At 62.3% G+C, this 25,022-nt stretch carries 28 protein-coding genes; 10 read left to right on the forward strand and 18 right to left on the reverse strand.

Features of this window, described 5'->3' with window-relative positions:
- Window positions 1–165 precede the first annotated feature (165 nt).
- From metF to HX818_RS12870, 4 genes are all read left to right on the forward strand, one after another.
- Window positions 166–1,011: a methylenetetrahydrofolate reductase [NAD(P)H] gene (gene metF, locus HX818_RS12855; RefSeq protein WP_008434100.1), complete on the forward strand. Its 846-nt coding sequence runs from the start codon at window positions 166–168 to the stop codon at window positions 1,009–1,011.
- Window positions 1,012–1,086: 75 nt separating this feature from the next.
- Complete coding sequence (locus tag HX818_RS12860; RefSeq protein ID WP_177020231.1) at window positions 1,087–2,169, forward strand: hypothetical protein; 1,083 nt, start codon at window positions 1,087–1,089, stop codon at window positions 2,167–2,169.
- 70 nt (window positions 2,170–2,239) lie between these two features.
- The gene (locus HX818_RS12865) at window positions 2,240–3,043 is read left to right on the forward strand and encodes an ABC transporter substrate-binding protein (protein ID WP_177020232.1); all 804 of its coding nucleotides are present in this window, start codon (window positions 2,240–2,242) and stop codon (window positions 3,041–3,043) included.
- A 222-nt stretch (window positions 3,044–3,265) separates the two neighbouring features.
- Entirely contained in the window at window positions 3,266–5,149 is a 1,884-nt protein-coding gene (locus HX818_RS12870) for a DEAD/DEAH box helicase (protein WP_003216846.1), read from the forward strand.
- 69 nt (window positions 5,150–5,218) lie between these two features.
- On the opposite strand, the gene HX818_RS12875 is transcribed toward HX818_RS12870, so the two are convergent.
- Together HX818_RS12875 and HX818_RS12880 are read right to left on the reverse strand one after the other, a co-directional pair.
- The gene (locus HX818_RS12875) at window positions 5,219–5,815 is read right to left on the reverse strand and encodes a YceI family protein (protein WP_003216844.1); all 597 of its coding nucleotides are present in this window, start codon (window positions 5,813–5,815) and stop codon (window positions 5,219–5,221) included.
- Between the two features lie 32 nt (window positions 5,816–5,847).
- Complete coding sequence (locus HX818_RS12880; protein ID WP_003216842.1) at window positions 5,848–6,399, reverse strand: cytochrome b; 552 nt, start codon at window positions 6,397–6,399, stop codon at window positions 5,848–5,850.
- A 280-nt stretch (window positions 6,400–6,679) separates the two neighbouring features.
- Between HX818_RS12880 and HX818_RS12885 the strand changes: the two genes are divergently transcribed.
- A complete protein-coding gene (locus HX818_RS12885) occupies window positions 6,680–8,086 on the forward strand; it encodes an adenosylmethionine--8-amino-7-oxononanoate transaminase (protein WP_177020233.1) in 1,407 nt (468 codons plus the stop codon).
- 86 nt (window positions 8,087–8,172) lie between these two features.
- Window positions 8,173–8,892 (forward strand): 16S rRNA (uracil(1498)-N(3))-methyltransferase, encoded by a 720-nt coding sequence (locus HX818_RS12890; protein ID WP_177020234.1) that lies wholly within the window; start codon window positions 8,173–8,175, stop codon window positions 8,890–8,892.
- A gap of 134 nt (window positions 8,893–9,026) precedes the next feature.
- Here HX818_RS12890 and HX818_RS12895 read toward each other — a convergent pair whose 3' ends face one another.
- The 3 genes from HX818_RS12895 to HX818_RS12905 are packed head-to-tail and all read right to left on the reverse strand — an operon-like array spanning window position 9,027 to window position 11,562.
- Window positions 9,027–9,929 carry a transporter substrate-binding domain-containing protein gene (locus HX818_RS12895; RefSeq protein ID WP_087693232.1) on the reverse strand — a complete coding sequence of 301 codons (903 nt, stop codon included), beginning with the start codon at window positions 9,927–9,929 and terminating at the stop codon, window positions 9,027–9,029.
- 27 nt (window positions 9,930–9,956) lie between these two features.
- Window positions 9,957–10,310 (reverse strand): RidA family protein, encoded by a 354-nt coding sequence (locus HX818_RS12900; RefSeq protein WP_177020235.1) that lies wholly within the window; start codon window positions 10,308–10,310, stop codon window positions 9,957–9,959.
- 10 nt (window positions 10,311–10,320) lie between these two features.
- Window positions 10,321–11,562: a D-amino acid dehydrogenase gene (locus HX818_RS12905; RefSeq protein WP_177020236.1), complete on the reverse strand. Its 1,242-nt coding sequence runs from the start codon at window positions 11,560–11,562 to the stop codon at window positions 10,321–10,323.
- Window positions 11,563–11,670: 108 nt separating this feature from the next.
- On the opposite strand from HX818_RS12905, the gene HX818_RS12910 reads away from it, so the two are divergent.
- Entirely contained in the window at window positions 11,671–12,573 is a 903-nt protein-coding gene (locus tag HX818_RS12910; protein ID WP_177020237.1) for a LysR family transcriptional regulator, read from the forward strand.
- Here HX818_RS12910 and HX818_RS12915 read toward each other — a convergent pair.
- Window positions 12,568–13,185, reverse strand: coding sequence for a hemolysin III family protein (locus HX818_RS12915; RefSeq protein ID WP_003216828.1), 618 nt, complete (start codon window positions 13,183–13,185; stop codon window positions 12,568–12,570). The genes HX818_RS12910 and HX818_RS12915 overlap by 6 nt on opposite strands.
- A gap of 235 nt (window positions 13,186–13,420) precedes the next feature.
- On the opposite strand from HX818_RS12915, the gene HX818_RS12920 reads away from it, so the two are divergent.
- From HX818_RS12920 to HX818_RS12930, 3 genes are read left to right on the forward strand one after another with little or no spacing between them, the layout of a single operon-like run.
- A complete protein-coding gene (locus tag HX818_RS12920; protein WP_134327457.1) occupies window positions 13,421–13,987 on the forward strand; it encodes a chromate transporter in 567 nt (188 codons plus the stop codon).
- On the forward strand, window positions 13,987–14,529 hold the full coding sequence (locus HX818_RS12925) for a chromate transporter (protein ID WP_087693236.1): 543 nt from the start codon (window positions 13,987–13,989) through the stop codon (window positions 14,527–14,529). Before HX818_RS12920 ends, HX818_RS12925 begins: the two co-directional genes overlap by 1 nt.
- Before the next feature lie 37 nt (window positions 14,530–14,566).
- Window positions 14,567–15,481, forward strand: a complete 915-nt coding sequence (locus HX818_RS12930; RefSeq protein ID WP_003216822.1) for a LysR substrate-binding domain-containing protein — start codon at window positions 14,567–14,569, stop codon at window positions 15,479–15,481.
- Window positions 15,482–15,637: 156 nt separating this feature from the next.
- Here HX818_RS12930 and madM read toward each other — a convergent pair whose 3' ends face one another.
- The 12 genes from madM to HX818_RS12990 form a co-directional block, all read right to left on the reverse strand.
- The gene (gene madM, locus HX818_RS12935) at window positions 15,638–16,402 is read right to left on the reverse strand and encodes a malonate transporter subunit MadM (protein ID WP_003216820.1); all 765 of its coding nucleotides are present in this window, start codon (window positions 16,400–16,402) and stop codon (window positions 15,638–15,640) included.
- A 1-nt stretch (window position 16,403) separates the two neighbouring features.
- Complete coding sequence (gene madL / locus HX818_RS12940; protein WP_003216818.1) at window positions 16,404–16,817, reverse strand: malonate transporter subunit MadL; 414 nt, start codon at window positions 16,815–16,817, stop codon at window positions 16,404–16,406.
- Between the two features lie 246 nt (window positions 16,818–17,063).
- Window positions 17,064–17,969 carry a malonate decarboxylase subunit epsilon gene (mdcH, locus tag HX818_RS12945; RefSeq protein WP_102370087.1) on the reverse strand — a complete coding sequence of 302 codons (906 nt, stop codon included), beginning with the start codon at window positions 17,967–17,969 and terminating at the stop codon, window positions 17,064–17,066.
- Window positions 17,966–18,562 carry a malonate decarboxylase holo-ACP synthase gene (locus HX818_RS12950; RefSeq protein ID WP_003216812.1) on the reverse strand — a complete coding sequence of 199 codons (597 nt, stop codon included), beginning with the start codon at window positions 18,560–18,562 and terminating at the stop codon, window positions 17,966–17,968. The genes mdcH and HX818_RS12950 overlap by 4 nt, the downstream gene beginning before the upstream one ends.
- Window positions 18,556–19,332 carry a biotin-independent malonate decarboxylase subunit gamma gene (mdcE, locus tag HX818_RS12955; protein ID WP_177020238.1) on the reverse strand — a complete coding sequence of 259 codons (777 nt, stop codon included), beginning with the start codon at window positions 19,330–19,332 and terminating at the stop codon, window positions 18,556–18,558. Before mdcE ends, HX818_RS12950 begins: the two co-directional genes overlap by 7 nt.
- Window positions 19,329–20,171, reverse strand: coding sequence for a biotin-independent malonate decarboxylase subunit beta (locus HX818_RS12960; RefSeq protein WP_102370090.1), 843 nt, complete (start codon window positions 20,169–20,171; stop codon window positions 19,329–19,331). The genes mdcE and HX818_RS12960 overlap by 4 nt, the downstream gene beginning before the upstream one ends.
- Window positions 20,164–20,463, reverse strand: coding sequence for a malonate decarboxylase subunit delta (locus tag HX818_RS12965; protein ID WP_003216806.1), 300 nt, complete (start codon window positions 20,461–20,463; stop codon window positions 20,164–20,166). The genes HX818_RS12960 and HX818_RS12965 overlap by 8 nt, the downstream gene beginning before the upstream one ends.
- The gene (locus HX818_RS12970; protein ID WP_177020239.1) at window positions 20,463–21,311 is read right to left on the reverse strand and encodes a triphosphoribosyl-dephospho-CoA synthase; all 849 of its coding nucleotides are present in this window, start codon (window positions 21,309–21,311) and stop codon (window positions 20,463–20,465) included. Before HX818_RS12970 ends, HX818_RS12965 begins: the two co-directional genes overlap by 1 nt.
- Entirely contained in the window at window positions 21,312–22,982 is a 1,671-nt protein-coding gene (gene mdcA / locus HX818_RS12975; protein WP_177020240.1) for a malonate decarboxylase subunit alpha, read from the reverse strand. It lies immediately after the preceding gene.
- 327 nt (window positions 22,983–23,309) lie between these two features.
- Entirely contained in the window at window positions 23,310–23,738 is a 429-nt protein-coding gene (locus HX818_RS12980) for a hypothetical protein (RefSeq protein WP_177020241.1), read from the reverse strand.
- Window positions 23,701–24,330, reverse strand: coding sequence for a nucleotidyltransferase domain-containing protein (locus tag HX818_RS12985; protein ID WP_177020242.1), 630 nt, complete (start codon window positions 24,328–24,330; stop codon window positions 23,701–23,703). The genes HX818_RS12980 and HX818_RS12985 overlap by 38 nt, the downstream gene beginning before the upstream one ends.
- A 62-nt stretch (window positions 24,331–24,392) precedes the next feature.
- Entirely contained in the window at window positions 24,393–24,719 is a 327-nt protein-coding gene (locus HX818_RS12990; RefSeq protein WP_177020243.1) for a DUF6124 family protein, read from the reverse strand.
- Between the last annotated feature and the right edge of the window lie 303 nt (window positions 24,720–25,022).

A 25,022-nucleotide genomic window follows, 5' to 3' on the forward strand; every position in this document is an offset into this window, starting at 1 on the left:
TGCCTGCTCCCCATGTGGGGGCAGGCTTTTGTGGGAGCGGGCTTGCTCGCGAAGGCGGTGTGTCAGTCGACTTATCTACTACTGACATACCGCCTTCGCGAGCAAGCCCGCTCCCACATTGACGGTGTGCACCTTCTGGCTTTATGAGTTTCCATAGGTATGACCATGTCCCAAGATCGTCGCTACAGCTTCGAGTTCTTCCCGACCAAGACCGATGCTGGGCATGAAAAACTGATGGCAACTGCCAAGCAGTTGGCCAGCTACCACCCCGATTTCTTCTCCTGCACCTACGGTGCCGGTGGCTCCACCCGCGATCGCACGATCAACACCGTGCTGCAGCTGGAAAGCCAAGTCAAAGTACCTGCAGCTCCGCATTTGTCCTGCGTGGGCGACAGCAAGGCCGACCTGCGCAGCCTGCTGACCCAATACAAGCAAGCCGGCATCAAGCGCATCGTCGCCCTGCGCGGTGACCTGCCGTCCGGCATGGGCATGGCCAGCGGCGAGCTGCGCTACGCCAATGACCTGGTGAGCTTCATTCGCGAAGAAACCGGCGATCACTTCCACATCGAAGTGGCCGCTTATCCGGAGATGCACCCCCAGGCGCGCAATTTCGAAGACGATCTGCAGAATTTCGTGCGCAAGGCCAACGCCGGCGCCAACAGCGCGATCACCCAGTACTTCTTCAACGCAGAGAGCTACTTCTACTTCGTTGAGCGTGTACAAGCGATGGGCGTGAACATCCCGATCGTGCCGGGCATCATGCCGATCACCAACTACAGCAAACTGGCGCGCTTCTCTGACGCCTGCGGCGCGGAAATCCCACGCTGGATTCGTAAACAACTGGAAGCCTACGGCGACGACGTCAAGAGCATCCAGGCGTTCGGCGAACAGGTCATCAGCGAAATGTGTGAACAATTGTTGCAAGGTGGCGCACCAGGGTTGCACTTCTATACCCTGAACCAGGCTGAGCCAAGCCTCGCTGTCTGGAACAACCTGAAGCTGCCACGCTAAGGTCTGTTCCGAAATGCAAAGGCCCTCATAATGAGGGCCTTTGCCGTTCTAAACGCCCACGGAATTCTGCAGTCCATGAATACAACCGCCCCGACGTCCCGCCCGCAACTGGTCTACCTGGTGTTCGGCGCAGAGACTTACCATCAGGAAGCGGTATTCAGCATCGCCAGCGCCCTGTCGTTCCTGCGGGACGAGCCGGACACAGGCATCGACATCCAGGTCTTCAGCGACAACCCCGAGCCCTACCGCCTGCTGCCAGTACGGGTACGCCCGCTGGACGAAGCCACGCGCAAACGCTGGAGCGAGCCTCACGGCTACCACTTTCGCACCAAGCACGTGGTGCTGCGGCAAGTGTTGCAAGAATCCGAAGTGGCGCTGCTGATCGACACCGATACGTTTTTCCATCATTCGCCCCTGGCGCTGTTTGAACGCGTGCAACCGGGCACCCTGCTGTGCAACGCCTTCTACACCAAGTACGGCGACAACCACGAAAGCATTCTGTACAGCGCCCTGTACCAGCGCCTGCTGGACATGGGCGTGGCCGACGATGACATGATGACCCTCAATTCAGGGGTCATGGGCCTGACGCAGCAGGACGCGCACATCCTCGACCGCTCGATCGAGTTGATGGACGAACTGTTTCCCCACGCCCAGGGCGCCTACACCCTGGAAGAGTTCTGCCTGTCCATTGCCGCCTATCGCACCCTCAACGTGCGCGAATGCCCGGACCTGATCCACCACTACTGGAGCCGCAAGCAGCTGTTCCGGGCCAAGGTCAAGGCGTGGATCGCCAAGCATGGGGCAAACCCCACCAGCGCCACGGCCCTGGATGACACGCGCCAGGTTTCCGCCCACCTGCCCCGCCCGCCTCGTCTGCAACGCTTGATGTACAAGCTGATCACCCTGGCACTGCCCAAGCACCAACAGCAGTTCATCCGGGAAATCCTCTACGGCTGCTATGAACATGAAAACGAGTTCGACCAGGCGTGTGGCCCGGTTTGGTGGGACAAGGCCCGACAAAACCAGGAAGAGCGCCAGGGCCGACCGGTGGATGCCCATCTGCTGGAGCACTGGTTTGGCAATCCCGTGGTGCGGCTGATTCTCGGCGAGCGGCGCGAGGCGATCTACGAACACCTGATCAAATCTCCGGGCAAGTAAACCTGGCGGGCGCCCGCAGATCACTGTGCCAGAGCTTCTCTTTAGCCCGATACAGTCGTAATCTCAGGGTATGCCTGTCACTTTCCGGTTATTGACTGCTGTTCTTTTCGCTTGCCTGAGCCTCGGTGCCCATGGCGAGAAACTGCGCATTGTCACCGAGCCCTGGGCGCCTTACGTCTACGACGACAACGGCACCATGCGCGGGCTCGACTACGAGACCACGGTGATCGTGTTCCAGCGCCTGGGCATCGATGTGGATTGGCAATTCCTGCCCTGGAAGCGCTGCCTGGCGATGCTCGACCAGGGCCAGGCCGACGGCGCACTGGATATTTTCCATAGCCATGAACGCGACGCGGTGCTGCTGTACCCCAGCGAGCCGCTGTCCGAGGTGGAGTTCGTGCTGTTCTACGCCAATCAGCGCCCACACCCGTTCCAGACCTTCGACGACCTGCGCGGCCTGACCATCGGCACCTCGCCTGGCTACCTCTATGGCGCCGAATTCAGCGAGTCCACCCTGTTCAAGCAGGAGCCGGCCGCCAGCCATGAGGCCAACTTCGGCAAACTGGCCCTTGGCCGGATCGACCTGGTGATCACGGACCGTCGGGTTGGCCAGCATGTCCTCAAGGCCCTTGGACTTGAGGACCAGGTCACCCAGGCACCCCAGGTAGTCAGCAGCCAGCCACAGTTCCTGGCCGTGCGCCGCGGTGCTGGCATGGATTTGTTGGTGCAACGCTTCGCCGCCGAACTCAAACGCTTCAAGCAAGAGCCTGCCTACGCGGCCTTGAGTGCCAAATATGCGGGCAGCGGCCCGCAAACCAGCGCATCAGCCCTGCCCGTACGCACCGTTGAGCAGCAGGAAAGCAGCGCAGAGTGATTGCTCTGTTATACTCCGGCCTTTCCGCCAGGCTTACGCCCGGACGCTTCGGTCTTGCAAAAGGCACCCGACCCCGCTACAGCGCAGCTTTCAAGCCCGCGCGAGCCGTCTGAGTGCCCGCCAGCCCCAGCAGGACCGGACGGGATTGCGTTCATCTAAACGCCATTCACGCCAGGCAAGACTATCCCTCTGGGCCAAGCCCTAACTAAAACAGGATTACTCATGTCCTTTGCTTCCCTCGGTCTCTCCGAGGCTTTAGTCCGCGCCATCGAGGCAGCGGGCTATACCGAGCCTACTCCGGTGCAACAGCGGGCCATTCCCGCCGTGTTGCAAGGCCGCGACCTGATGGTTGCGGCTCAGACAGGTACTGGTAAAACCGGCGGCTTCGCCCTTCCGATCCTGGAGCGGTTGTTCCCCAACGGTCACCCGGACAAATCCCAGCGTCATGGCCCGCGCCAACCGCGCGTACTGGTCCTGACCCCTACCCGCGAACTCGCCGCCCAAGTGCATGACAGCTTCAAGCTGTATGCCCGCGACTTGAAGTTCGTCAGCGCCTGCATCTTCGGCGGCGTCGGCATGAACCCACAGGTTCAGGCCATGTCCCGCGGTGTCGACGTACTGGTTGCATGCCCGGGTCGCTTGCTCGACCTGTGCGGCCAAGGCAGCGTCGATTTGTCCCACGTGGAAATCCTCGTGCTGGACGAAGCCGACCGCATGCTCGACATGGGCTTTGTCCATGACGTGAAAAAGGTCCTCGCGCGCCTGCCGGCCAAACGCCAGAACCTGCTGTTCTCGGCCACGTTCTCCAACGACATCACCGCGTTGGCGGGCAAGTTGTTGCACAACCCCGAGCGCATTGAAGTCACGCCGCCGAACACCACGGTCGAGCGTATCGAGCAGCGCGTATTCCGCCTGCCGGCCGCCCACAAGCGTTCGCTGCTGGCCCACCTGATCACCGCCGGCGCGTGGGAACAGGTGCTGGTGTTCACCCGCACCAAGCACGGCGCCAACCGCCTGGCCGAGTACCTGGACAAGCACGGCCTCACCGCCGTCGCGATCCACGGCAACAAGAGCCAGAATGCCCGCACCAAAGCCCTGGCCGACTTCAAGGCCGGTGAAGTGCGCATCCTGGTCGCCACCGACATCGCCGCTCGCGGCCTGGACATCGACCAACTGCCCCACGTGGTCAATTTCGAGCTGCCAAACGTCGACGAAGACTACGTGCACCGTATCGGCCGTACTGGCCGGGCCGGTCGCTCGGGCGAGGCCATTTCCCTGGTCGCACCGGACGAAGAAAAGCTGCTGAAAAGCATCGAGCGCATGACCAAGCAGAAAATCGCCGACGGCGACCTGATGGGCTTCGACTCCAGCGCCGTTGAGGCCGAGAAGCCTGAAGTACGCGAGCGTCCGGACGTGCGCAACCCGCGCAACAACCCACGCGGTCCGAAGGGCGATGGCCCGAACGGCGGCGGCGGCGGTGGCGGTCGTAAAGACAAGGGCAAGGACAAGGGCGGCAAGGACAAGGCTGCGACCAATGGCCGTGGCGAACGCCCGGCCCGTGAGCAAAAGCCCCGTGAAGGCACCCCGGCCCGCGAACAGCGCCAGCCGAGCCAGCCGCCACGTGCTGCTGCCGACCGTGCTCCGGACGAGTTCCTGGACGACGACGTGGACAACTTCGGTAACCGCGTTGACTACGTGCCCCAAGCCAAGCCGGCCCAGGGCCGTGGTCGTCGTCCGGGCGCTCCGGCCCAGGGCGCAGGCGCCGGTACTCCGCGTACCGGCGGCCAGCCACAAGGTCGCCAGAACGGTCCGCGCAGCAGCAACGGCGCCACCACCGGCACCCCGCCTGCCAAGCGCAGCGGCCCGCGCAACGGTGCACCGCGTGACGGCCAGGCCCGTCGCGAAGAGTCGCGCAACCGTCGCCCGGCCCGTGATGATCAACCTCGCCTGTCGGAGCCAGCGGTGCAAAACCCGCGCGGCGGCCCGGCACCGAAGATCATCCACAAAGAGTCGAAAAGCGATCGCACGCTGACACCTGAGCAGTTGGATCAACTGCCGGGCCGTCCACGTGGTGAAAAACCGGCGTTGCTGACCCGCAACCGCTGAGTTTTCAAAGCGCCATAAAAAATGCCCCGGATCGCGAGATCCGGGGCATTTTTGTGTGGCCGGCGAAAATTACTTCGCTTTCACACCTTCAAACGTCACGTACAGCTCAACGTTGTTGGACGCTGGACCCAGGTCCATCTGCTTGCCGAAGTCCTGGCGATTGAAGGAGGTAGTACCTTCAAAGCCGGCACGGTAGCCGCCCCATGGATCCTTGCCTTCACCCAGGAAGGTCGCCTTGACGACGATCGGCTTGGTCACGCCGTGAAAGGTCAGGTCGCCGGTCACGTCAGCAGTGACTTGGCCAGCAGCATTCTTGCCAGTGGTCTTGACGCTGGTGGAGACGAACTTGGCATCGGCAAACTTGCCAACGTCCAGGAAGTCTTTGCTGGCGATGTGCTTGTCACGTTCGGCGTGGTTGGTGAACACGCTGGCGGTGCGGACGTTGAACTCAATCTTGCTGTCTTCAGGCTTGGCAGCATCGAAGCTGAACTTGCCGTCCAGGTCCTTGAAGGTACCGGTGATGAAGCTGTAGCCCAAGTGGCTGATCTTGAAGTCAACGAAGGCGTGCTGGCCTTCCTTGTCGACAACGTAGTCAGCTGCCATCGCCTGACCGGCAGTCAGCAGGGCAGAACCGATGGCCAGAGCGGCGAGAGTCTTTTTCAACATGCTTTCTATTCCTTGTGAGTCGAGGTTGAACATCAGGCTTTGCGCCCCAGCATACGAACCAGGGTCACATCACGATCAATGAAATGGTGTTTCAGCGCGGCCACGCCATGCAGGCCGGCGAACACCACCAATACCCAGGCCAGGTACAAATGCACCACGCCTGCAGTGTCTGCCTGGTCCGGTAGCCCGGAAACCAGCGCAGGAATCTCAAACAGGCCAAACACCGGGATCCCGACACCGTCTGCGGTGGAAATCAGGTAACCGGCAATCATCACGGCAAACAGCCCGAGATACAGGAACGCGTGGCCAAACGCAGCCCCCAGACGCGTCATGCGGCTATAGCTGGCAAGCGGTGGCGGCGGCGGGCTGACCAGGCGCCAGACGATCCGCACGAGCATGATGGCGAACAGCGTAATGCCGATGCTCTTGTGCAGGTCCGGGGCGTCTTTGCGCCAGGCACTGTAGTAGTCGAGACCGACCATCCACAGGCCCAATGCGAACAGACCGAACACCACCAGGGCCACGCCCCAGTGCAAAACGATGCTGACCCAGCCATAGCGGGCCGGTGAATTACGTAGTTGCATGTCCCAAATCCCGTAAGAGCTGTGGCAAGACTATCGATTTACCTATCGAATTAAAGCGGAAAATTTCGCTTTGAAATATCGAGAAATACGATCAAGAGCGTATGCAGAGTAAGTTAACAAGAGATTAAGGACTATCCAGAAGAAACGTGACGGACTGTCCTGCGTTTACCACCAATTTACGCTTCAGACTCGCAATGGGTTGTGACACAGGCCTGCATTGCATAGGCTTGCGCGATTGTTTCGCCCGCGCACGTCGCGAGCCGCTTCGAGGAGAATGAACATGGGTTTGAATAACCAGTGGATGCAACGCGACCTTGCGGTGCTGTGGCATCCCTGCACCCAGATGAAAGACCACCAGCAACTGCCGCTGATCCCGATCAAGCGCGGTGAAGGCATCTGGCTGGAAGACTTCGAAGGCAAACGCTACCTCGACGCCGTCAGTTCCTGGTGGGTCAACGTGTTTGGCCACGCCAACCCGCGCATCAACCAGCGCATCAAGGACCAGGTCGACCAGCTGGAACACGTGATCCTCGCCGGTTTCAGTCACCAGCCGGTAATCGAGCTGTCCGAGCGCCTGGTGAAGATGACCCCCGAAGGCCTGACCCGCTGCTTCTACGCCGACAACGGCTCGTCGTGCATCGAAGTCGCGCTGAAGATGAGCTTTCACTATTGGCTCAACCGCGGCCTGCCGAACAAGAAGCGCTTTGTCACCCTGACCAACAGCTACCACGGCGAAACCATCGCCGCGATGTCGGTTGGCGATGTGCCGCTGTTCACCGAGACCTATAAAGCCCTGCTGCTGGACACCATCAAGGTGCCGAGCCCCGACTGCTACCTGCGCCCCGACGGCATGAGCTGGGAAGAACATTCCCGGAACATGTTCCTGGCCATGGAGCAGACCCTGGCCGAAAACCACGACACCGTGGCCGCCGTGATCGTCGAGCCGCTGATCCAGGGCGCCGGCGGCATGCGCATGTACCACCCGGTGTACCTCAAGCTGCTGCGCGAAGCCTGCGACCGTTATGGCGTGCACCTGATCCACGACGAAATCGCCGTGGGCTTTGGCCGCACCGGTACGATGTTCGCCTGTGAACAGGCCGGCATCCGCCCGGACTTCCTGTGCCTGTCCAAGGCCCTGACCGGCGGCTACCTGCCGCTCGCCGCGGTGGTCACCACCGACGATGTGTACGACGCCTTCTACGACGACTACCCGACCCTGCGCGCCTTCCTGCACTCCCACAGCTACACCGGCAACCCGCTGGCCTGTGCGGCGGCCCTGGCGACCCTGGATATCTTCGAAGAAGACAACGTCATCGAAAACAACAAGGCCCTGGCCCAGCGCATGGCCACCGCCACCGCGCACCTGGTGGCCCACCCGCACGTCTCGGAAGTGCGCCAGACCGGCATGGTGCTGGCCATCGAGATGGTGCAGGACAAGGCCACCAAGACCGCCTACCCGTGGCAGGAACGCCGTGGCCTGAAGGTGTTCGAACATGCGCTGGAGCGAGGCGCGTTGCTGCGGCCGTTGGGCAGCGTGGTGTACTTCCTGCCGCCCTATGTGATCACCCCGGAGCAGATCGACTTCCTGGCTGAAGTGGCCAGCGAAGGGATTGATATCGCCACCAACAGCAAGGTCAGCGTGGCGGTGCCCAAGGATTTCCACCCGGGGTTTCGTGATCCGGGCTGATTGAGTTGATCGTTCCCACGCTCCGCGTGGGAATGCAGCCATGGACGCTCCGCGTCCGCCCTGCACACTATTTCCAGAGAACAGAAATGAGACTGTCCCGCTTTTTTGTCGACGCCCCCCTGAGCCTTGGCGACCACGAGTTGCCGGAAGCCCAGGCGCACTACATCAGCCGCGTATTGCGCATGAGCGAAGGCGACCCCGTGCAGTTGTTCGACGGTTCCGGACAGGAGTTTCGCGCCAGCTTGCTGGAAGTCGGCAAAAAACGCGTGGTGGTGCAAGTCACCGAAACCTTCGCCGGGCAGGTCGAGTCGCCATTGCAGATTCACCTCGGCCAGGGCCTGTCCCGTGGCGAGCGAATGGACTGGGCGATCCAGAAAGCCACCGAGCTTGGGGTGAATGAAATCACCCCGATCTTCAGCGACCGCTGCGAAGTGCGCCTCAAGGACGAACGCGCCGACAAACGCCTGCAGCACTGGCGCCAGGTGGCGATCAGCGCGTGCGAGCAGTGCGGTCGCTCGCGAGTGCCGGTAATTCACCCACCGCTGTTGCTGGCGGATTGGTTGAAACAGGCCGAAGCGGATTTGAAGCTGGTGCTGCACCCGGTGGCCGAGCCCCTGGTGAGCCACGCCAAGCCTGGGAGCCTGGCCTTCCTGATCGGGCCGGAGGGTGGATTGACTGATGGCGAAGTCGAAACGGCACAAGGTGCGGGGTTTCATGCCGCACGGCTGGGCCCACGGGTGCTGCGTACCGAAACTGCGCCAGTCGTGGCGCTGGCCATAGCCCAACAACTCTGGGGCGACTTCTAAACCCGCTTTGCAAACCCAATCAAATGTGGGAGCTGGCTTGCCTGCGATAGCGGTGGGTCAGTTGCACATCTGTTGCTGATACACCGCTATCGCAGGCAAGCCAGCTCCCACATTTGGATCGGGTTTGCACTCCGCTACTCCACCGGGTCACTCACAGGCGTCGCAATAATCGCCTTCAACTCACTGGTCATCGGGAATTCCAGGTTCAAGCCCTTGGGCGGGATCGGCTGCTCAAACCAGCGCTGGTAAATCCCGTTGATCTCCCCCGAGCTGTACAGCCCGGCCAGGGTCTCGTTGACCACCGCGAGAAACTGCGGGTCGTCCTTGCGCACCATGCAGCTGTAGATTTCCCGCGACTGTTCTTCCCCGACCACCACCCACTTGTGCGGGTCCCTGGCCTTGGCGCGCTCGCCGTAGAGCAACGCGTCATCCATGTAGAACGCCGCCGCCCGGCCGGATTGCAGCATCTGGAAGGCTTCGCCGTGGTCCTTGGCGCTGATCACCGACATGTTCAGTTTGTGATCGACGTTGTAGCTCTTGAGGAACCGCTCGTTGGTGGTACCGGCGGTGGTTACCACGTTCTTGCCTTGCAGGTCGGCGAAGCTTTTGATGCCGCTGTCGTTGGCGGTCAGCAACTGGCCCTTCACGTAGATAAACCCGTAGGAAAACGCCACCTGCTTCTGCCGCTCGGCGGTCACGCCGGTGGAACCGCATTCCAGGTCCACGGTGCCGTTTTGCACTAGGGCTATGCGGGTCTGGGAAGTCACCAGGTTGTACTTCACGTTGAGCTTCGGCACACCGGTTTTCTGCTGGATACGCTCGACGATCTTGTTCGCCAGCTCCACCGAATAGCCCATGGGCTTGCCGCTGTGATCCCCCACATAGGAAAACGGCACCGAGGCATCGCGGTAGCCGAGGGTGATGCTCCTGGCGTTGGCGATCTTGCTCAGCGTGCCGTCCAAGGGGGCCTCGGTGGCATGGGCCTGAGCCCCCAACAACAGCCCCAGGGTGCAGCCGATCAACGTGATTTTTTGCATTGTTATTCTCCGTTGGTGGTTAAAGGTTCAGGTACGGCGCACTGCAATGACACTGATCTCGACCAGCACGTCCGGTCGCGCCAACTGCGCCTGCAACGTGGTACGCGTCGGTGCCTGCCCCGGCGATAGCCAGGCGGACCAGACTTCATTCATCGGCGCAAAACCCTCCTGGATATTGTTCAGGTAGATGGTCGCATTCAGCAGATGATCCTTGTCGCTGCCGGCCTCGGCCAGCAGTGCATCAATCCTGGCCAGCACCTCTTCGGTCTGGGTCTTCACATCGCGGCCTTCGCCCGGCACCTGGCCGGACAGGAACACCAAATTCTGAAAAACCACGGCGCCAGACAAGCGGCTGTTGCTGTTGATTCGGGTGATGGTCATCGAAATATCCTCAAGCGGCACGGGGCGCGAAGCCCTGCATATCAATGGAAGTGGTGTGCCGGCCAATCAACTCGGCCAGTACCTGGCCGCTGCCGCAAGCCAGGGTAAACCCGAGGGCGCCGTGGCCGAGGTTAAGCCACAGGTTGCTGTAGGCGCTGGCACCAATCAACGGCACGCCGGTCGGCGTGGCCGGGCGCATACCGGCCCATTCGACCGCGTGCTGGTAGTCACCGGCCAGCGGGAACGTCTCAAGTGCCTGGCGCTTAATCAGCGCCAGGCGCTTGGGTTCCAGGCGGGTATCGAAGCCGACAATATCCACCATCGCCGCCACCCGCAGTTGCTCACCGATGCGCGCGTAGACGATCTTGCGGTCGTAATCGGTGATGCTGATGTTCGGCGCCTGATGCTGCGCGCCAATCGGCACGCTCAGGCTGTAACCCTTGAGGGGATACAGCGGCAGTGACATACCCGGCAAGGCCAGCTCGGGGCTGCGGTGCCCGGCGGCCAGCACCAGGTGCTGCACCGGCAAGACTTCACTGCCCATTTCGATAGCCTGCACGGCGCCTGCGCTGTGACGAATCGCCGTCACCTTGCGCCCCAACAGGAACGTGCAGCGCCCCGACGCTTCAAGGCGCGCCGCCAGTTGTTGGCAGAACCCATGGCAGTCGCCGACCTCCTCATTGGGCGTATAGAGGCCGCCGGCAAAACTGGCGCTGTCCAGGGTCGGTTCCAGCCGTGCGCAGTCCGCCGCCGAGAGCACTTGCTGTTGCAGCGGGTCGGTCACTTTATTCAAGGCGCGTTCATAGCTGTCGAGGCTGCGAAAGGTCACCAGCTTGCCGTTGCGCCGCCAGTGGAAACCGCCCAGTTGGTCTTCTTCACGCCAGCGTTGCAGGGTACCCTGGCTCAAGGACGCCAGGCGCAGCAGGTGGGCCGCATTGCGCTGGTTCACCGAGCCACGGCAGGCGCCCAGGAACGAGGCCATCCAGCGCCACTGCGCCGGGTCCATGCGCGGGCGCAGCTTCAGCGGCGAGTCACCGCGCAGCAGCCAGCCGATGGCTTGCAGCGGCACGCCCTTGTCGGCCAGCGGTGCGACATAGCGGTAGGACAACTGCCCGCCGTTGGCGAAGCTGGTCTCGCTGCCCAGGGTTTCCCGAGCTTCGACCACCGTCACCTGCATGCCGGCACGCACCAGCGCGTAGGCACTCGCCAGGCCGATAACCCCGCCACCGATGATGCAAACCTGCTGAGCCATGTGCGTCCCTTAACCGTGCGATGTCAGGCTTGAAGGTTAGAGGCAGGTGACAGCGGCGGGACAATGAATAAAGATGGGTCACCCATAAACAAAGGTTATGGACTGCCCATGCGCTTGCGTCATATCGAAATCTTCCAGGCCATCCGCCAGACCGGTTCCATCAGCGCCGCCGCCCAGTTGCTGCATGTCTCGCAGCCGGCGGTGAGCAAGGTGCTGCAGCACGCCGAGTTGCAGTTGGGGTTCCCGCTGTTCCTGCGTATACGCGGCAAGCTGCAGCCAACCCCGGAAGCGCTGGCGCTGGAACGCGAAGTCGACAAGGTCACCGAAAGCCTGCAAGGCGTGCGGCGCCTGGCGCAGAACCTGCGCCGCGAGCCGGGCCAGAGCCTGCGTATCGGCGCCACACCCGCGCTGGCCTTGTCGTTGCTGCCGCCGGCCATCCGCGAATGGACCCAACGCTACCCGGACATCGCCTGCGAGCTCTCCAGCGCCCACAGCCGCGAGCTGGTGCAAAACCTGTTGATGCGTGAGGTCGACGTGGCGCTGACCCTGCAACCGCCCGATCACCCAGGGCTGAACGCCCAGCCGTTGGCCCACGGCGTGCTGGTGGCACTGGCGCCGCAGGGTTACTGGAAGGAAAACGAGCTAGGCAAACCGTTGCCGCTGATGGCCCTGGCGGGCGCGCCGTTGATTGGCCTGTCCAGCGCCGACCCGTTGTCGGCGAAGCTGGACAGCTACCTGGAAGCGGTCGATCCACCGCCACGGGTCAGCATCGCAGTGCAGACCTATTCCCTGGCCAGGGCCATGGTCGAATCCGGCGCCGGGCTGGCGGTGATTGATCCGTTCACCGCCCTCGGCGCATCACCGGCCACTACTTGCATTCGCCCCCTTGCGCCGCCGCTGCCAATCACCTTGTACGCCCTGACCCGCGCCGACGAACCGCCGCCGCATATGCTGGCGAGCCTGTTGGAGATCTTCGGCAGCCGGGCCCAGGAGCAATTGGACCGGCTATAACACGTACCCCATGATCGCCACGAAATGCAGCAGGCTGCCGCCAATCACGAACAAATGCCAGATCCCGTGGGAGTGCCGCAGGCGGTCCTCCAGGGCAAAGAAAATAATGCCCACGGTGTACAGCACCCCGCCCGACGCCAGCCAGGCAAACCCGGTAGGCCCCAGCGCAGCAATCAGCGGCTTGACCGCCACCAGCACAATCCAGCCCATCACCGCATAGATCACGATCGACAGGATCCGCGCCTCGGAACGTGGCTTGATCTCCTGCAGGATGCCGATCACCGCCAGCCCCCACACAATCCCGAACAGCGTCCAGCCCCACGGCCCGCGCAGCGTCACCAGGCAAAACGGTGTGTAGCTGCCGGCAATCAGCAGGTAGATCGAAAAGTGATCGACCTTCTGCATGATCGCTTTCTTGCGCCCGCGCACGCTGTGGTACACGGTCGACGCGCTGTACAGCACCAGCAACGTGAAACCGTAAATGGCCACGCTGACAATCTTCCAGGGGTTGCCGTCCATACTGGCCACCACCAACATCCATACCGCACCCACAAAAGCCGCAACCGCCCCGAGCAAGTGGCTCCAGGCGTTGAATCGCTCCCCGTGATACATGTGTCACTCACCTCGAATAACGGTTATCACCTCGACCATTCTGACGTCACCCACCGAATATCAGGTAACAACCTTTCTTCATTTGCCCAAATACACACACCGATGGATGATTCGCTTCATCCTGTGGGAGCTGGCTTGCCGGCGATAGCGGTGTATCAGCAGCAGATGCATGTCTGACCCAACGCTATCGCAGGCAAGCCAGCTCCTACATAAAAGCCCCTCATCGGTAACGCCCATGGCCGACCTCGAACCTGCCCAGCCCCACCCGAGTCTGTGGCAGTTGTTTTACAACTTCGCCATGGTCGGCCTGTTTGGCTTCGGCGGCGTGATGCCTTGGGCGCGGCAGATGATGGTCGACCGCCGGCAGTGGGTCAGCGAACAAGGCTTCAACGAGTTGCTGACCACCGGCCAATTCTTCCCCGGGCCGAATATCGCCAACGTCGGCATCATCTACGGTCGGCGCCTGCACGGTTTGCCGGGTGCGGTTGTGACCGTGGTCGGCTTGTATCTGTTCCCCTCGCTGATCACCGTGCTGGCCGGCTTCGCCTATGCCAAATGGTGGAGCCATGACGTGGTGCAGCAGATCTTCGGCGCGGTGATGCCGATCGCCACCGGGCTGATGCTCGGCACCACCTTGCGCCTGCTCAAGGCCATGCCCAGGACCCTGGCGAATTACAGCGCGTTCGTCCTGACCTTCGTGTTGATGGCGGTGCTGGTGCTGCCGTTGTGGATGGTCCTGCTGATCTGCATTCCCAGCTCGTTGGCCTTGAGCTTCATGGGCAAGCAGAAGGTGGCCGGCTGATGCAGAGCGTGCTGTTTCACCTGATGATCCAATGCGCGCTGTGGTCGCTGATGGCGATTGGCGGCAACACCGTGGCCCTGAGCGATATCCATCGCTACACCGTCACCGACATGAACTGGATCACCGACGCCCAGTTCGTCGCCTTCTTCGCCCTGTCCCAGGCCTTGCCCGGGCCCAATGGCATGTTCCTGGTGTTTATCGGCCAGCAAGCCGCCGGGTTGCCCGGCGCCCTGGTGGCCCTGACCGCCAAGCTGGTGCCCTGCTCGGTGCTCACCTACTTCGGCGCCGGCTGGCTGGAAAAACACAGCAAAACCCCGTGGGTGCAGCGGGTCAAAGGCAGCCTGCTGCCGATCTCCATCGGCCTGATCCTGGCCGCCAGCTACATCCTGATGAACAGCCTGGAAAACAATGCCACCAGCCTGGTGCTGACCCTGGCCAGCGCTGCGGTGGTGTATTACACAAGGCTCAACGCGATTTGGCTGATCATCCTCGGCGTGGTGTTGGGCCTGTGCAGCGCATGGCTGGGAGTGAACTGGTTTTAGGGGCACAATCGACGGCATTCGAACAAGAGTCACGCCCATGCTGATCGACGAAGAGTTCACCCTCAAGAAGCTGGAAATCTTCCTGGCGTTCATGCGCACCGGCAACCTGGCGCGGGCGGCGGCTGAATTGCAGACCAGCAACGTCAGCGTGCACCGGGCGATCCACTCCCTGGAAAACGCCCTGCGCTGCCCGCTGTTCAAGCACGAAGGGCGTAACCTCACGCCGCTGGAAAGCGCCTATGTGCTGGAAGAGCGTGCGCAGAAGCTGGTGCAGGATGTGGTCGACAGCGTGCGGGTCACCCGCGAAGCCGCCGGTTTCTCCGCCGAGCGCTTCAAGCTGGGTTCGCTGTATTCGCTGACGGTGAAGACCGTGCCGCAGTTGATCATGGGGCTGAAGATTCGCCGCAGCGAACTCAACATCGACCTGATCCTCGGCTCCAATTTCGACTTGCTCTACAAGCTGAAGAACATGGAAGTCGATGCGATCCTGATCTCCCTCGACGAACACGCCAACGATCCGGACTGCGAGCAGATCGCGCTGTTTTCCGACGACATCTTCCTCGCCACCCCGGCCGATTCACCCTTCGACCGCGAACAGGAAATCGACCTGGCGGACGTGCGCGACGCCACCTTCATCACCCTCACCCAAGGCTTCGCCACCCATCAGGATGGCAACCGCGTATTCAAGCAGGCAGGGTTCGAGCCGAAGGTGGCGATGCAGGTCAACGACATCTTCACCCTGCTGAGCATGGTCAGTTCGGGCGTGGGTTATGCGCTGCTGCCGGGACGGATTGCGGCGGTGTACGAGAACCGGGTGAAGCTGATTCCCCTGCAACCGCGCTACCGTTTGCAGCAGCACATTGGCGTGGTGTTTCTGAAAGCCAAGGAACGCGACCCGAACCTGCTCGCGCTGTTGGCGGAGTGCCGGATGTATGCGAACCGCCAAACCTGACAATGATCCCCTGTGGCGAGGGAGCTTGCTCCCGCTCGGCTGCGCAGCAGTCGTAAAATCAGCGCCCGCGTTGTTTCAGGAAGAATGGATTGGGACCGCTTCGCGCTCCAGCGGGAGCAAGCTCCCTCGCCACAAAAGCGGTCGACACATCTCGGGTCAGCCGACAATCCCGCGCACGATGAAGTACAGCACCGACGGCCCCAGCAAACACCCAAGCCCGGTGTGAAAGGTGGCGGTCAGTGCGCCATACGGCACCAACCGCCGGTCCGTCGCCGCCAGGCCTGCCGTCACGCCGCTCACCGTACCGGCCAGGCCGCCAAACACCATCGCCGAGCGCGGGTTATCCAGGCCCATCCAGCGTGCCGCCATGGGCGTGCCCACCATCACCAGGATCGCCTTGATCAACCCAGTCGCAATGGACAGCGCCACCACATCCGAGCTTGCACCCAACGCCGCCCCGGTCACCGGCCCGACGATGTACGTCACCGCGCCCGCGCCGATGGTGGTCATGCTGATCGCATCGCGATAACCAAACGCCCAGGCGATACTCGCGCCCACAATAAACGGCAACACCGTGCCCAGCAGCAAGGCAATCGCACCAATCAAGCCGGCCTTGCGCGCCTCGGTGGCCTGTACTTCAAACGCCGTGGCCACGATGGCAAAGTCCCGCAGCATGGCGCCGCCCATCAAGCCGATCCCGGAAAACAGCGCCACATCCGCCAGGCCTTTCTGCCCGCCGGTCAAGGTACCGCCCACCCAGGCCAGCACCAGCCCGATCACAATCGCGATGGCTGAGCCGTGGATGCGTCCGAAGGTCAGGCGCTTGGACAACACCACCGAAATCCACATCACCACGCCGACAAATGCAAAGGCGGTGACCAAGCCGTTATTTGCCAGGCCTTTCTCGATGAGTTCCCACATATCAGCGACCTCCCGCGACAGGTGCAGCCGCAATCAGCGGCTCTTCATCGGGCAGCGGTTCGCCCTTGTGCGTGCGGCTGATCAAGGCAATCGTGCAACCGCACACCACCACCGAACCAATCGCCGCCAGCACCGCCACCGGGCCGCCGTGCAGCGCGGTGACCACGTTCTGTTGCGCCGCCATCGCCACCACCACCGGGATGTACATGGCACCCCAGAAGCCGACACCCATCTCGCATTCCTTGGTCATGCCGCCGTGTTTGTGCATCCACAACCGTGCGCAGATCAGCAGGATCATCGCGATCCCCACCCCGCCCACGTTGGATTTGACTCCCAGCAACACGCCGAGCATGTCGCCCAGAATCACGCCGGCCAACATGCAGATCGCCAGCAACGCCACACCGTAAATAATCATGATGGTTGTCCTCAAAGTGCTTCATCGAAATTGTTGTTTTTGTGCTTCGAAAGCCTTGGGCGGCAATGCCGATCCGATAAAGATGAATACCGTACCTGTGGCGAGGGAGCTTGCTCCCGTTGGGCTGCGTAGCGGCCCTGAAATCCTCGGAGCGCTGCGCACTCCAACGGGAGCAAGCTCCCTCGCTACAGGTCATTGGTGACCCGCTCTATCTCTTGACCGACCAGCATCAGCCTTGGTGGAGCTCTATCGGTGATGGTTTCCCTCCTCTCGCAGCAAGGCCTGCAAGGTGTCCAGGCGGGCGCCTTCGAAGGCGATGACGGTGCCTTGCTCGAACACCCGGCGCGCGAGGCCCGTGAGCACCGCACCGGGAGGCAGTTCGATATGCAGGCGCACACCGCGCTCGAAGGCGCTTTGCACGGTGCCGCGCCAGTCGACGATGCGGCACATGTTGAAGGCGAGGTCGTCGCGCAGGTGTTCGGTGTTGTGGATCGGCCGGGCGCGGGTGCTGCTCAGGTAGGTGATGCTCGGCGGTTTCAGTGTCACTTGGGCGAATGCTTCGGCCAGGGCCTCGGCGGGTTTTTCCAGCAGTACGCAATGAGACGGCACGCTGACGGCCAGGCGTTTGGCGACGCCGTTGCCGCGCACCAGATTGGCGACCGCCTTCATGGCCTCATCGCTGCCGGCGATGACCGTCTGGTTGTCGGCATTGATATTGGCCAGGTAAACCGGGGTTTGCGGGCTGTGGACCTGAGCAAGCAAGGCCTCGACGGTGGACAGGTCCGGGCCGATAAGGGCGGTCATGCCGTAGCCGTGGGGATACGCTTGTTGCATCAATTCGCCGCGCAGGCTGACGAGTTTCAACGCGTCGGCAAAGTCCAGCGAGCCGGCGATCACGGCGGCCGGATAGGCACCAATGGACAGGCCGGCGACGTAATCAGGGGTATGTTCCAGCAAACGCGCACTGGCCACACCGGCAATCAACAGGCAGAGCTGCACGGCACGGGTCGAGGCCAGCGCTTCGGCAGAATCCAGGGTAAGCACATCCTCATTGAGGGCAGCACTGGCTTCGTCCAGCACCGCACGCGGCAGTTGCTGGAGCATGCCGGGACGCTGGGCGCCCTGCCCCGGGAATGCCAGGAGGCTACTCATGCCACGGCCTGCCAAGGATCGAGCACCAACTGCGCGCCGCTGGCGTTCTTCAGCAGCACGCGACGCGAACCACCGGCCCATTCACGCAACGCGACCGCGCCAAACGGCGTTTGCAGTTGCAGGTCGACGGCGCACACCGCCGTATCCAGTATCGCCAGCAGGTCCTCTGCATCGCTGCGTTCAAGCCGCTCGGGCGTGCGCAGAATCAAATCCAGATCGCTCTTGGCATGCAGCGCTTCGACGCCGCTGGCCAACTCGAAACCCGCACTGCCGGTGACGCCCCAACTCTCTCCCGCCAGCACCGGTCGCAACTGAGCGAGGGCCTGCAACGCCGGCAAATCCCTTGGCGAGATCACACCGCGCAGGTCTTCCGGCACCACGCGCCGCTGCACCGCCGCCATCGGCATCACGGCGGCGAAGCGCTGCTCGCGCAAGCGCCCGCGTACCCCCACCGCTACCTGTCCCGGCGACGCGACGGCACGCCGCACCACCACCGGATGCCCAGCGGCCAATGCTTCCAGCACCCAGGCCGGCGCATCAGCGGGCGCATGCGCCGGGGTCATGCCCCAGAGCAAGTCGTGAGCGTTCACCATTGCTCCCGCAGCAGTTGGCGCACGTGGCTGGAGGCCGCGCGGTTAGTGGCGCCCAGGCGACCGCTCAGGTCCCGACCGCCGGCCTGCACATCCTTGATCGCCTGCACCAGGCAATCGCTGACCCGCGCCACATCTTCGGTGGTGGGCTGCTCGATCTGGCTGACCGACAAGGTCTCCCAGAGCAAGCCGAGGCTGGCATAGCTGTCGATGTCATAGGCCATCGGCGGCACGCTGGCAGCCAGGGTTTCCAGCTCTTCAACACTGCGCAGGGTTACCCGCGCCGCCGAAGCCTTGCCCATGGCATGCACCATCACGCCGGGGTCGCGCAGGGCAATCAGGCGGTTGGCCTGGTAACCATGGGCGAGGAAGGCGCCGGACATCGCCTTGCCCACCAGCAGCGCGATCACCGGGTGACCGGCCAGGCGGGCACGGGCGTAGCTGTCGGCAGCGGCGGCCAATGCCTGGTGAATGCCCAACGCCTCTTCGCGACGACCGTAGGCCTGGCTCGGCACATCCACGATGGCAATCAGCGGACGCTTGTCGCCGGTGATGATCGCCTCATCAACGGCCTTGGCCAAGCCCCAGCCTTCCAGCAAACCGACTTCACCGTTGCGAGCGCGAGGGAAGCGGTTTTGTGGGTCGGTGACCACCGCGATAAAGCGCACTGGCTGATCACCGAGCACACCGTCGGCAACTTTCAGCGAGTTCGGCAAACCGCTCACTGGCGCTGCGTCGCCGCTCAATGCGTTGAACCACTGCAAACCTCTCATGAGCGTTCTCCCTGATACAGATCGCGAACCGTCGCCGGGTCGATTTGCGGTTCGGCGTTCAGTGCGGCCAGGCGTTCCAGATAGTGATCAACCTGACGGCTGCGCTGGTTTTCCGGCAAGCCTTGTTGCAGCAACTCAGTGATCTGCTGCTGAATCTGCGCCACGTCGTCGGCCACATACCGGTCGGCCAAGCCACTGTTGAAACGCTGCTCACCGCCGGTCAGGCTCCAGATGAAGGGCCGGTCACGGGAGTCGTATTCTTCAAGGCCGGCTTCCTGCTCGATCACCTGCGGGCCGTTCAGGCCAAGGCGCGCCTCACGGGTCACCAGCAGATAACTGCACAAGCCTGCCGCGATGGACATGCCGCCAAAACAACCGACGCTGCCCGCCACCACGCCGATCACCGGCTGGTACTGGCGCAGGTCGACAATCGCTGCGTGGATATCGGCGATGGCAGCCAAGCCCAGGTTGGCTTCCTGCAAGCGCACGCCGCCGGTTTCCAGCAGCAGGATGGCGCGAGTAGGGATACCGTTGCGATTGTCTTCAGCAGCCAACTCCAGTGCACCGGCCATCTTCGCGCCGCCGACTTCACCGAGACTGCCGCCCTGGAAATTGCCTTCGATGGCCGCGATGACCACCGGCAAGCCGGCGATGCTGCCCTTGGCGATCACCACGCCGTCATCTGCCTGCGGCACCACGCCCTGGCGGCTCAGCCACGGCGACATGACGCGCTGGAACGGGTCGATCAGTTCGCGATAGCTGCCCGCGTCGAGCAAGGCCTTGGCCCGTTGCCGGGCGCCGAGTTCGACGAAGCTGTGTTTGTTCAGCAAATCAGTCATGACCGATCTCCTCGAAGCCTTGCTCCAGGCGCAAGCGCACCACGCCGGGTGTGGCGCCGAAGTCGTGGATATCGATGTTCAATGCGGGGGGTGTCTGTTCCTGGAAGATCCGCTCGAACAGATGCTGCCAACGCAGCTGCGCACCGTTCACCGAGGTCTGCACCTGGATCGTCAGGGTGCCGGCGGTTCCCGGTTCCAGCAGCACTTCGAGGTCGCCGGAGCCGACGCAACCTACCAGCGCGCGGCCCTTGGCGGGCTGCCCGGCGGGAAATTCAAAGGATAAGGTTTCCATCACAGCGCTCCGTCGAGGCGGTCGATAAACAGGCAGGCGGCCAACAGGTCGGCGGCGCCACCGGGGGAGGCATTCAGCGCCAGCAGTTGCTGGTCCAGCTCATGCAGTTGGCGGCGGCCGGCGAGGCTTGCACTGCCGCCGGCGTCCAGCACCGCTTGGGCGCCTTGTTGCATGGCCTGCAAGCCTTCAGGGCCGGCGCGGTAGAGCACGCAGGTGTCGGCCAGGTCGGTCATGATCGCCAGCAAGGCGTCGAGGCGCGCGTTCTGTTCGCCGTGTTGCTGCAGGCGGCTTTTCTTCAGTTGGGGCAGGCCGCGTTGCAGCACCGACGGGAAGCCCAATTGCGCTTCTTCGCGGGCACCGCGTGCGCCGTAGCGTTGTGCGACCTGGGCGCCGTGGCTCAGCGGTTGCGGTGCGTAACGGTCGTTGAGCAAGGCCAGGCGGGCGGCGCGCAACGTCACCGCGCTGGCCGTGCAGGATTCGGGTTGCAGTGCGGCAGCGGCGACTAACAGGCCGAGGGCCCAGATCGCACCGCGATGGGTATTTACGCCGCTGGTGGTGACGAGCATCACCTGCTCACCTTCGCGACCGATGCGCCCGAGGGCTTCACGCAGGGGCAAACCGACTTCGCCAAATTCGACAGCGGCCTCGGCCATTTCCTTGAACGCCGGCCACAGCGACAGCGCCGAGGCGTGCATCAAGCCGAGGTGCAAATCGGTATGGGCGCCGTTGCCGCGACGGTCTACCAGGGCGGGTTTCGGCGACAGGTCTGCCTCATCGATCAACGCGTCGGCGGCCATGTCGGCCAGGCGTTCGGCCAGCGTCAGGTCGTGCAGTTTGAGTGCGTGCATTTACCAGCTCCTGAACTTGGCGGGCGGGTTGTACAAGCCACCGGACCACTCCACCAGATCGGCCACGCTCTTGGCGGCCAGCAGCTCGCGGGTGGCATCGGTGCGGCGGATGCCGAGGTCTTCGGGCAGCGCAATCAAGCCCTCGCGACGCATGCGTGCGCTGTCCTTGGGGTTGTGGCGCAAGCCGATGGCGGTCACCCCGGCCACGGCGGCGATCATCGCCTGGCGCTCTTCCAGGGAACGGGCCTTGTACAGGTAGGCGATGCCTTCTTCGGTGAGCAGGTGCGTGACGTCATCGCCGTAGATCATGATCGGCGCCAGGGGCATGCCGCTTTTGCGGGCGACTTCCACCGCGTCGAGGGTTTCGACAAAGGTGGGTTTGCCGCCTTCCTGGAAGGTCTCGACCATCTGCACCACGAGCTTTTTGCCGCGTTCGAGCAAGGCCTCGGGAGCGTCGTCGTGGCGCATGTCGAGCCAGGCGGGTGTGCCGTGGCGGCGACCGCGTGGGTCATGGCCCATGTTCGGCGCACCGCCAAAGCCGGCGAGGCGGCCACGGGTGACGGTGGAGGAATGCCCGTCCCCATCGACCTGTAAGGTGGCGCCGATAAACAGGTCCACCGCGTACTGGCCGGCCAGTTGGCAGAACATCCGGTTGGAACGCAGCGAGCCGTCGCGGCCGGTGAAGAACACATCCGGGCGAGCGGCGATGTAGTTTTCCATGCCCAGTTCGGTGCCGAAGCAATGCACGCTTTCGACCCAGCCGCTTTCGATAGCCGGGATCAAAGTCGGGTGTGGATTGAGCGTCCAGTTGCGGCAGATCTTGCCCTTCAGGCCCAAGGATTCACCGTAGGTCGGCAGGATCAATTCGATGGCGGCAGTGTTGAAGCCGATGCCGTGGTTCAGCGATTGAACGTTGTGTTTTTCGTAGATGCCGCGGATCGCCATCATCGCCATCAACACATGCACGGGCTTGATGTGGCGTGGGTCGCGGGTGAACAGCGGTTCGATGTAGAAGGGCTTGTCAGCGACCACCACGAAATCGACCCAGCTTGCCGGGATATCAACGCGAGGCAGGTCGGTGACGTCATCCACCAACTGGTTGACCTGGACGATGACGATGCCATCGCTGAAGGCGGCCGGCTCGATCAGCGCGGGTGTGTCTTCGGTGCTCGGGCCGGTGTAGATATTGCCGGCGCGGTCGGCCATGAAACCGGCCGACAGGACCACGTTGGGGATCAGGTCCACCACCAGCCGTGCATAGAGTTCGATATAGGTGTGGATCGCGCCGATTTCCAACAGGCCGTCTTCCAGCAACTGGCTGATGCGCAGGGACTGGGTGCCGGCGAAGGAGAAATCCAGCTTGCGGGCGATGCCCTTTTCAAACAGGTCCAGGTGCTCGGAACGGCCGACGCTGGGCATGATCATGTGCAGGTCGTGGAGCTTGGCGGGGTCGGCCTTGGCCAGGGAGCGCGAGAGGAAATCGGCCTGCTTCTGATTGTTGCCTTCCAGCACCACACGGTCGCCGGGGAGGATCAGGGCTTCCAGAGCTTCGACAATGCGCTCGCTGGGGAGCACGGCGCCATCGGCGAAGGATCGCACCAATGCGAGGCGGCGCTGCTTCTCATCGCGCCGCCGCGTCCAGCGCGAGTCGGGGGAAGTTGTTGTTGTCATGGTCGCTCCACGGGATTTGCTGTCGTGGGCTGTACCTTAGGAGGGTATTGGGGGGGCATCAATCAAGCTGCGCGGTGAACCATTACGATTGGAGTAATGGTTGATCAGCAAATGCTGAGGCTCGGGCTCAACACAGTTCAAATGTGGGAGCGGGCTTGCTCGCGAATGCGGTGGGTCAGTTGATAAATCGGGTACTGACACACCGCATTCGCGAGCAAGCCCGCTCCCACATTTGCTCAGCGCTGTTCGGGAGAACGTGCGCAGAAGTCCCCAAATGGGAACGATCAGTCCCTTTTTGGGACTGATCTCGCTTCATCACCCAAGCCGCTATTTCTGGTTAGTCACCCACTGTTCGACCTCCTTCAATAGCGCTTGAGTATGCGCAATCAGTTGCTCCAACAACCCCTCATCCTCATCCATATACCCTTCATATTCCGCCAGGTTGCGGCGCTCGTGGCATAGCGCAAACAGTCTTACCTGAACCTTGTTGGCTGCGGTGGTATGAAGCAGGCATTGGAACACCAGATAGCGCTTGTCCGAGCGATAGCCGTGCAAGCGCAAGGCTGTGAGGGCGATTGCGTGGGCCGCGTTGTAAGCCAAATCAAAACGGCTGGCGAAAGATAATTGCGGGGTTTTGGCGTCCTTCAATCGATCACGGGCAGAGCGCATCAACCCATCACATTCCTTGCGATCCGGCGGCTCTGCCTTCAAGCCACCACTACGTTGCAGGTTCTCCAGGTTGGCCTTGCTGTCCATCCTTGGACTCCACGGGGTTTTCCCCAATCAGGTCGATCTTGTCCTGCTCCGCCACCCTTTGCACAAAACTGTTACCGGCATTCCATTTGCCGATCCAGTCTTCGGGGGTATAGAGCGTCGGGTTGATGGTGCGGCCCAGTTGCTCTTCCAGCGGCATGAGCTGCTCCATGACTTCACTGTAGTTGAGGTTTTCGCCGATCAGCATCAGATCTATGTCACTGGATGAGTGCGCCTCGCCCTTGGCGATGGAACCGTAGATAAATGCCCACTTCAGTTGCGCGGCAAATGGAGCCAGTGCGTTGCGCAATGGCTCGTCCAGGCTCAGGGTCTTGCGCACGATGGCCACCAGCTCCGAGTAGATGGGGCACTGCGGATTGGCCTGGTAGTGGGTTTGGTTGCCCTGGCGCGTCAAGGTCAGGATGCCTGCCAACTGCAAACGCTCCAGCTCGCGGGTCAGGCTGCCCTTGCCCACCTTTGCCCAGCGGGCGATTTCATTGGTGAAGAAGCTTTGGTCGGGCTTGCCAAAGAGCAAACCCAAGACTTTCTGCTGAGTCAGGGTGAATAGCGCAGTGCTAAGGGGCAAGGTTTGCATGGCAGCGACCGAAGAGTCCCAAAAAGGGAACGATAGGTCCCTTTTTGGGAACGATCAAGTTTTTAGGCTGCGCAAGAAGGAGCAACCTGCTCCAGTGCCTGATCAACCAGTAACTGCCCCAGCTCACTCATCTGCTGAATGGCCAGCACCACACCGCGCTGGGAACCTTCCAATTCAAAGGCCAGGTTGGAGGTCAACGCGTTGAGTGAGGCAAAGGTTTCAGAAGCGTTGGCCAGCAGGGCTTCGGTGGATTGAGAGGGCGTGACGGTAAAGAGTGACGATGAAGCGGAAGTCGGAAAGGAATGATCCATGGCACGCTCGGCGGCGGCCTGGAGTTTGCGGTGTTCGATTTCAGCGCTGTGGGGCGGATTGGGGGTAGGTTTGAACATGATGAAACTCCTAAACAGATGAGTAAGGAGCGCCACCGTTCGCTTGCACGCGAATAAGGGTGGCGACCGTGCGCAGGTGTGCAAGACCGGGCCTGTTTAGGACACCCAGCAGGTCCGAAGACCTCCTGCGCGCAGCCGCCATAAAGCAGCGAGCACAAAAAACGCCCGTTGGATGGCTGGGCGTTTGTACGCCTAAACAGTTTCGTCGGACTTGCACGTCCGTGTCACCGTTTTTTGCGATGACGGACGAAGACTAGGCGCGATCGCAGGGCACAACAAGTTCATGCACAGCGCGAGAGGTTG

It is taken from the genome of Pseudomonas sp. F9001 (assembly GCF_013385435.1).
Lineage (GTDB): Bacteria > Pseudomonadota > Gammaproteobacteria > Pseudomonadales > Pseudomonadaceae > Aquipseudomonas.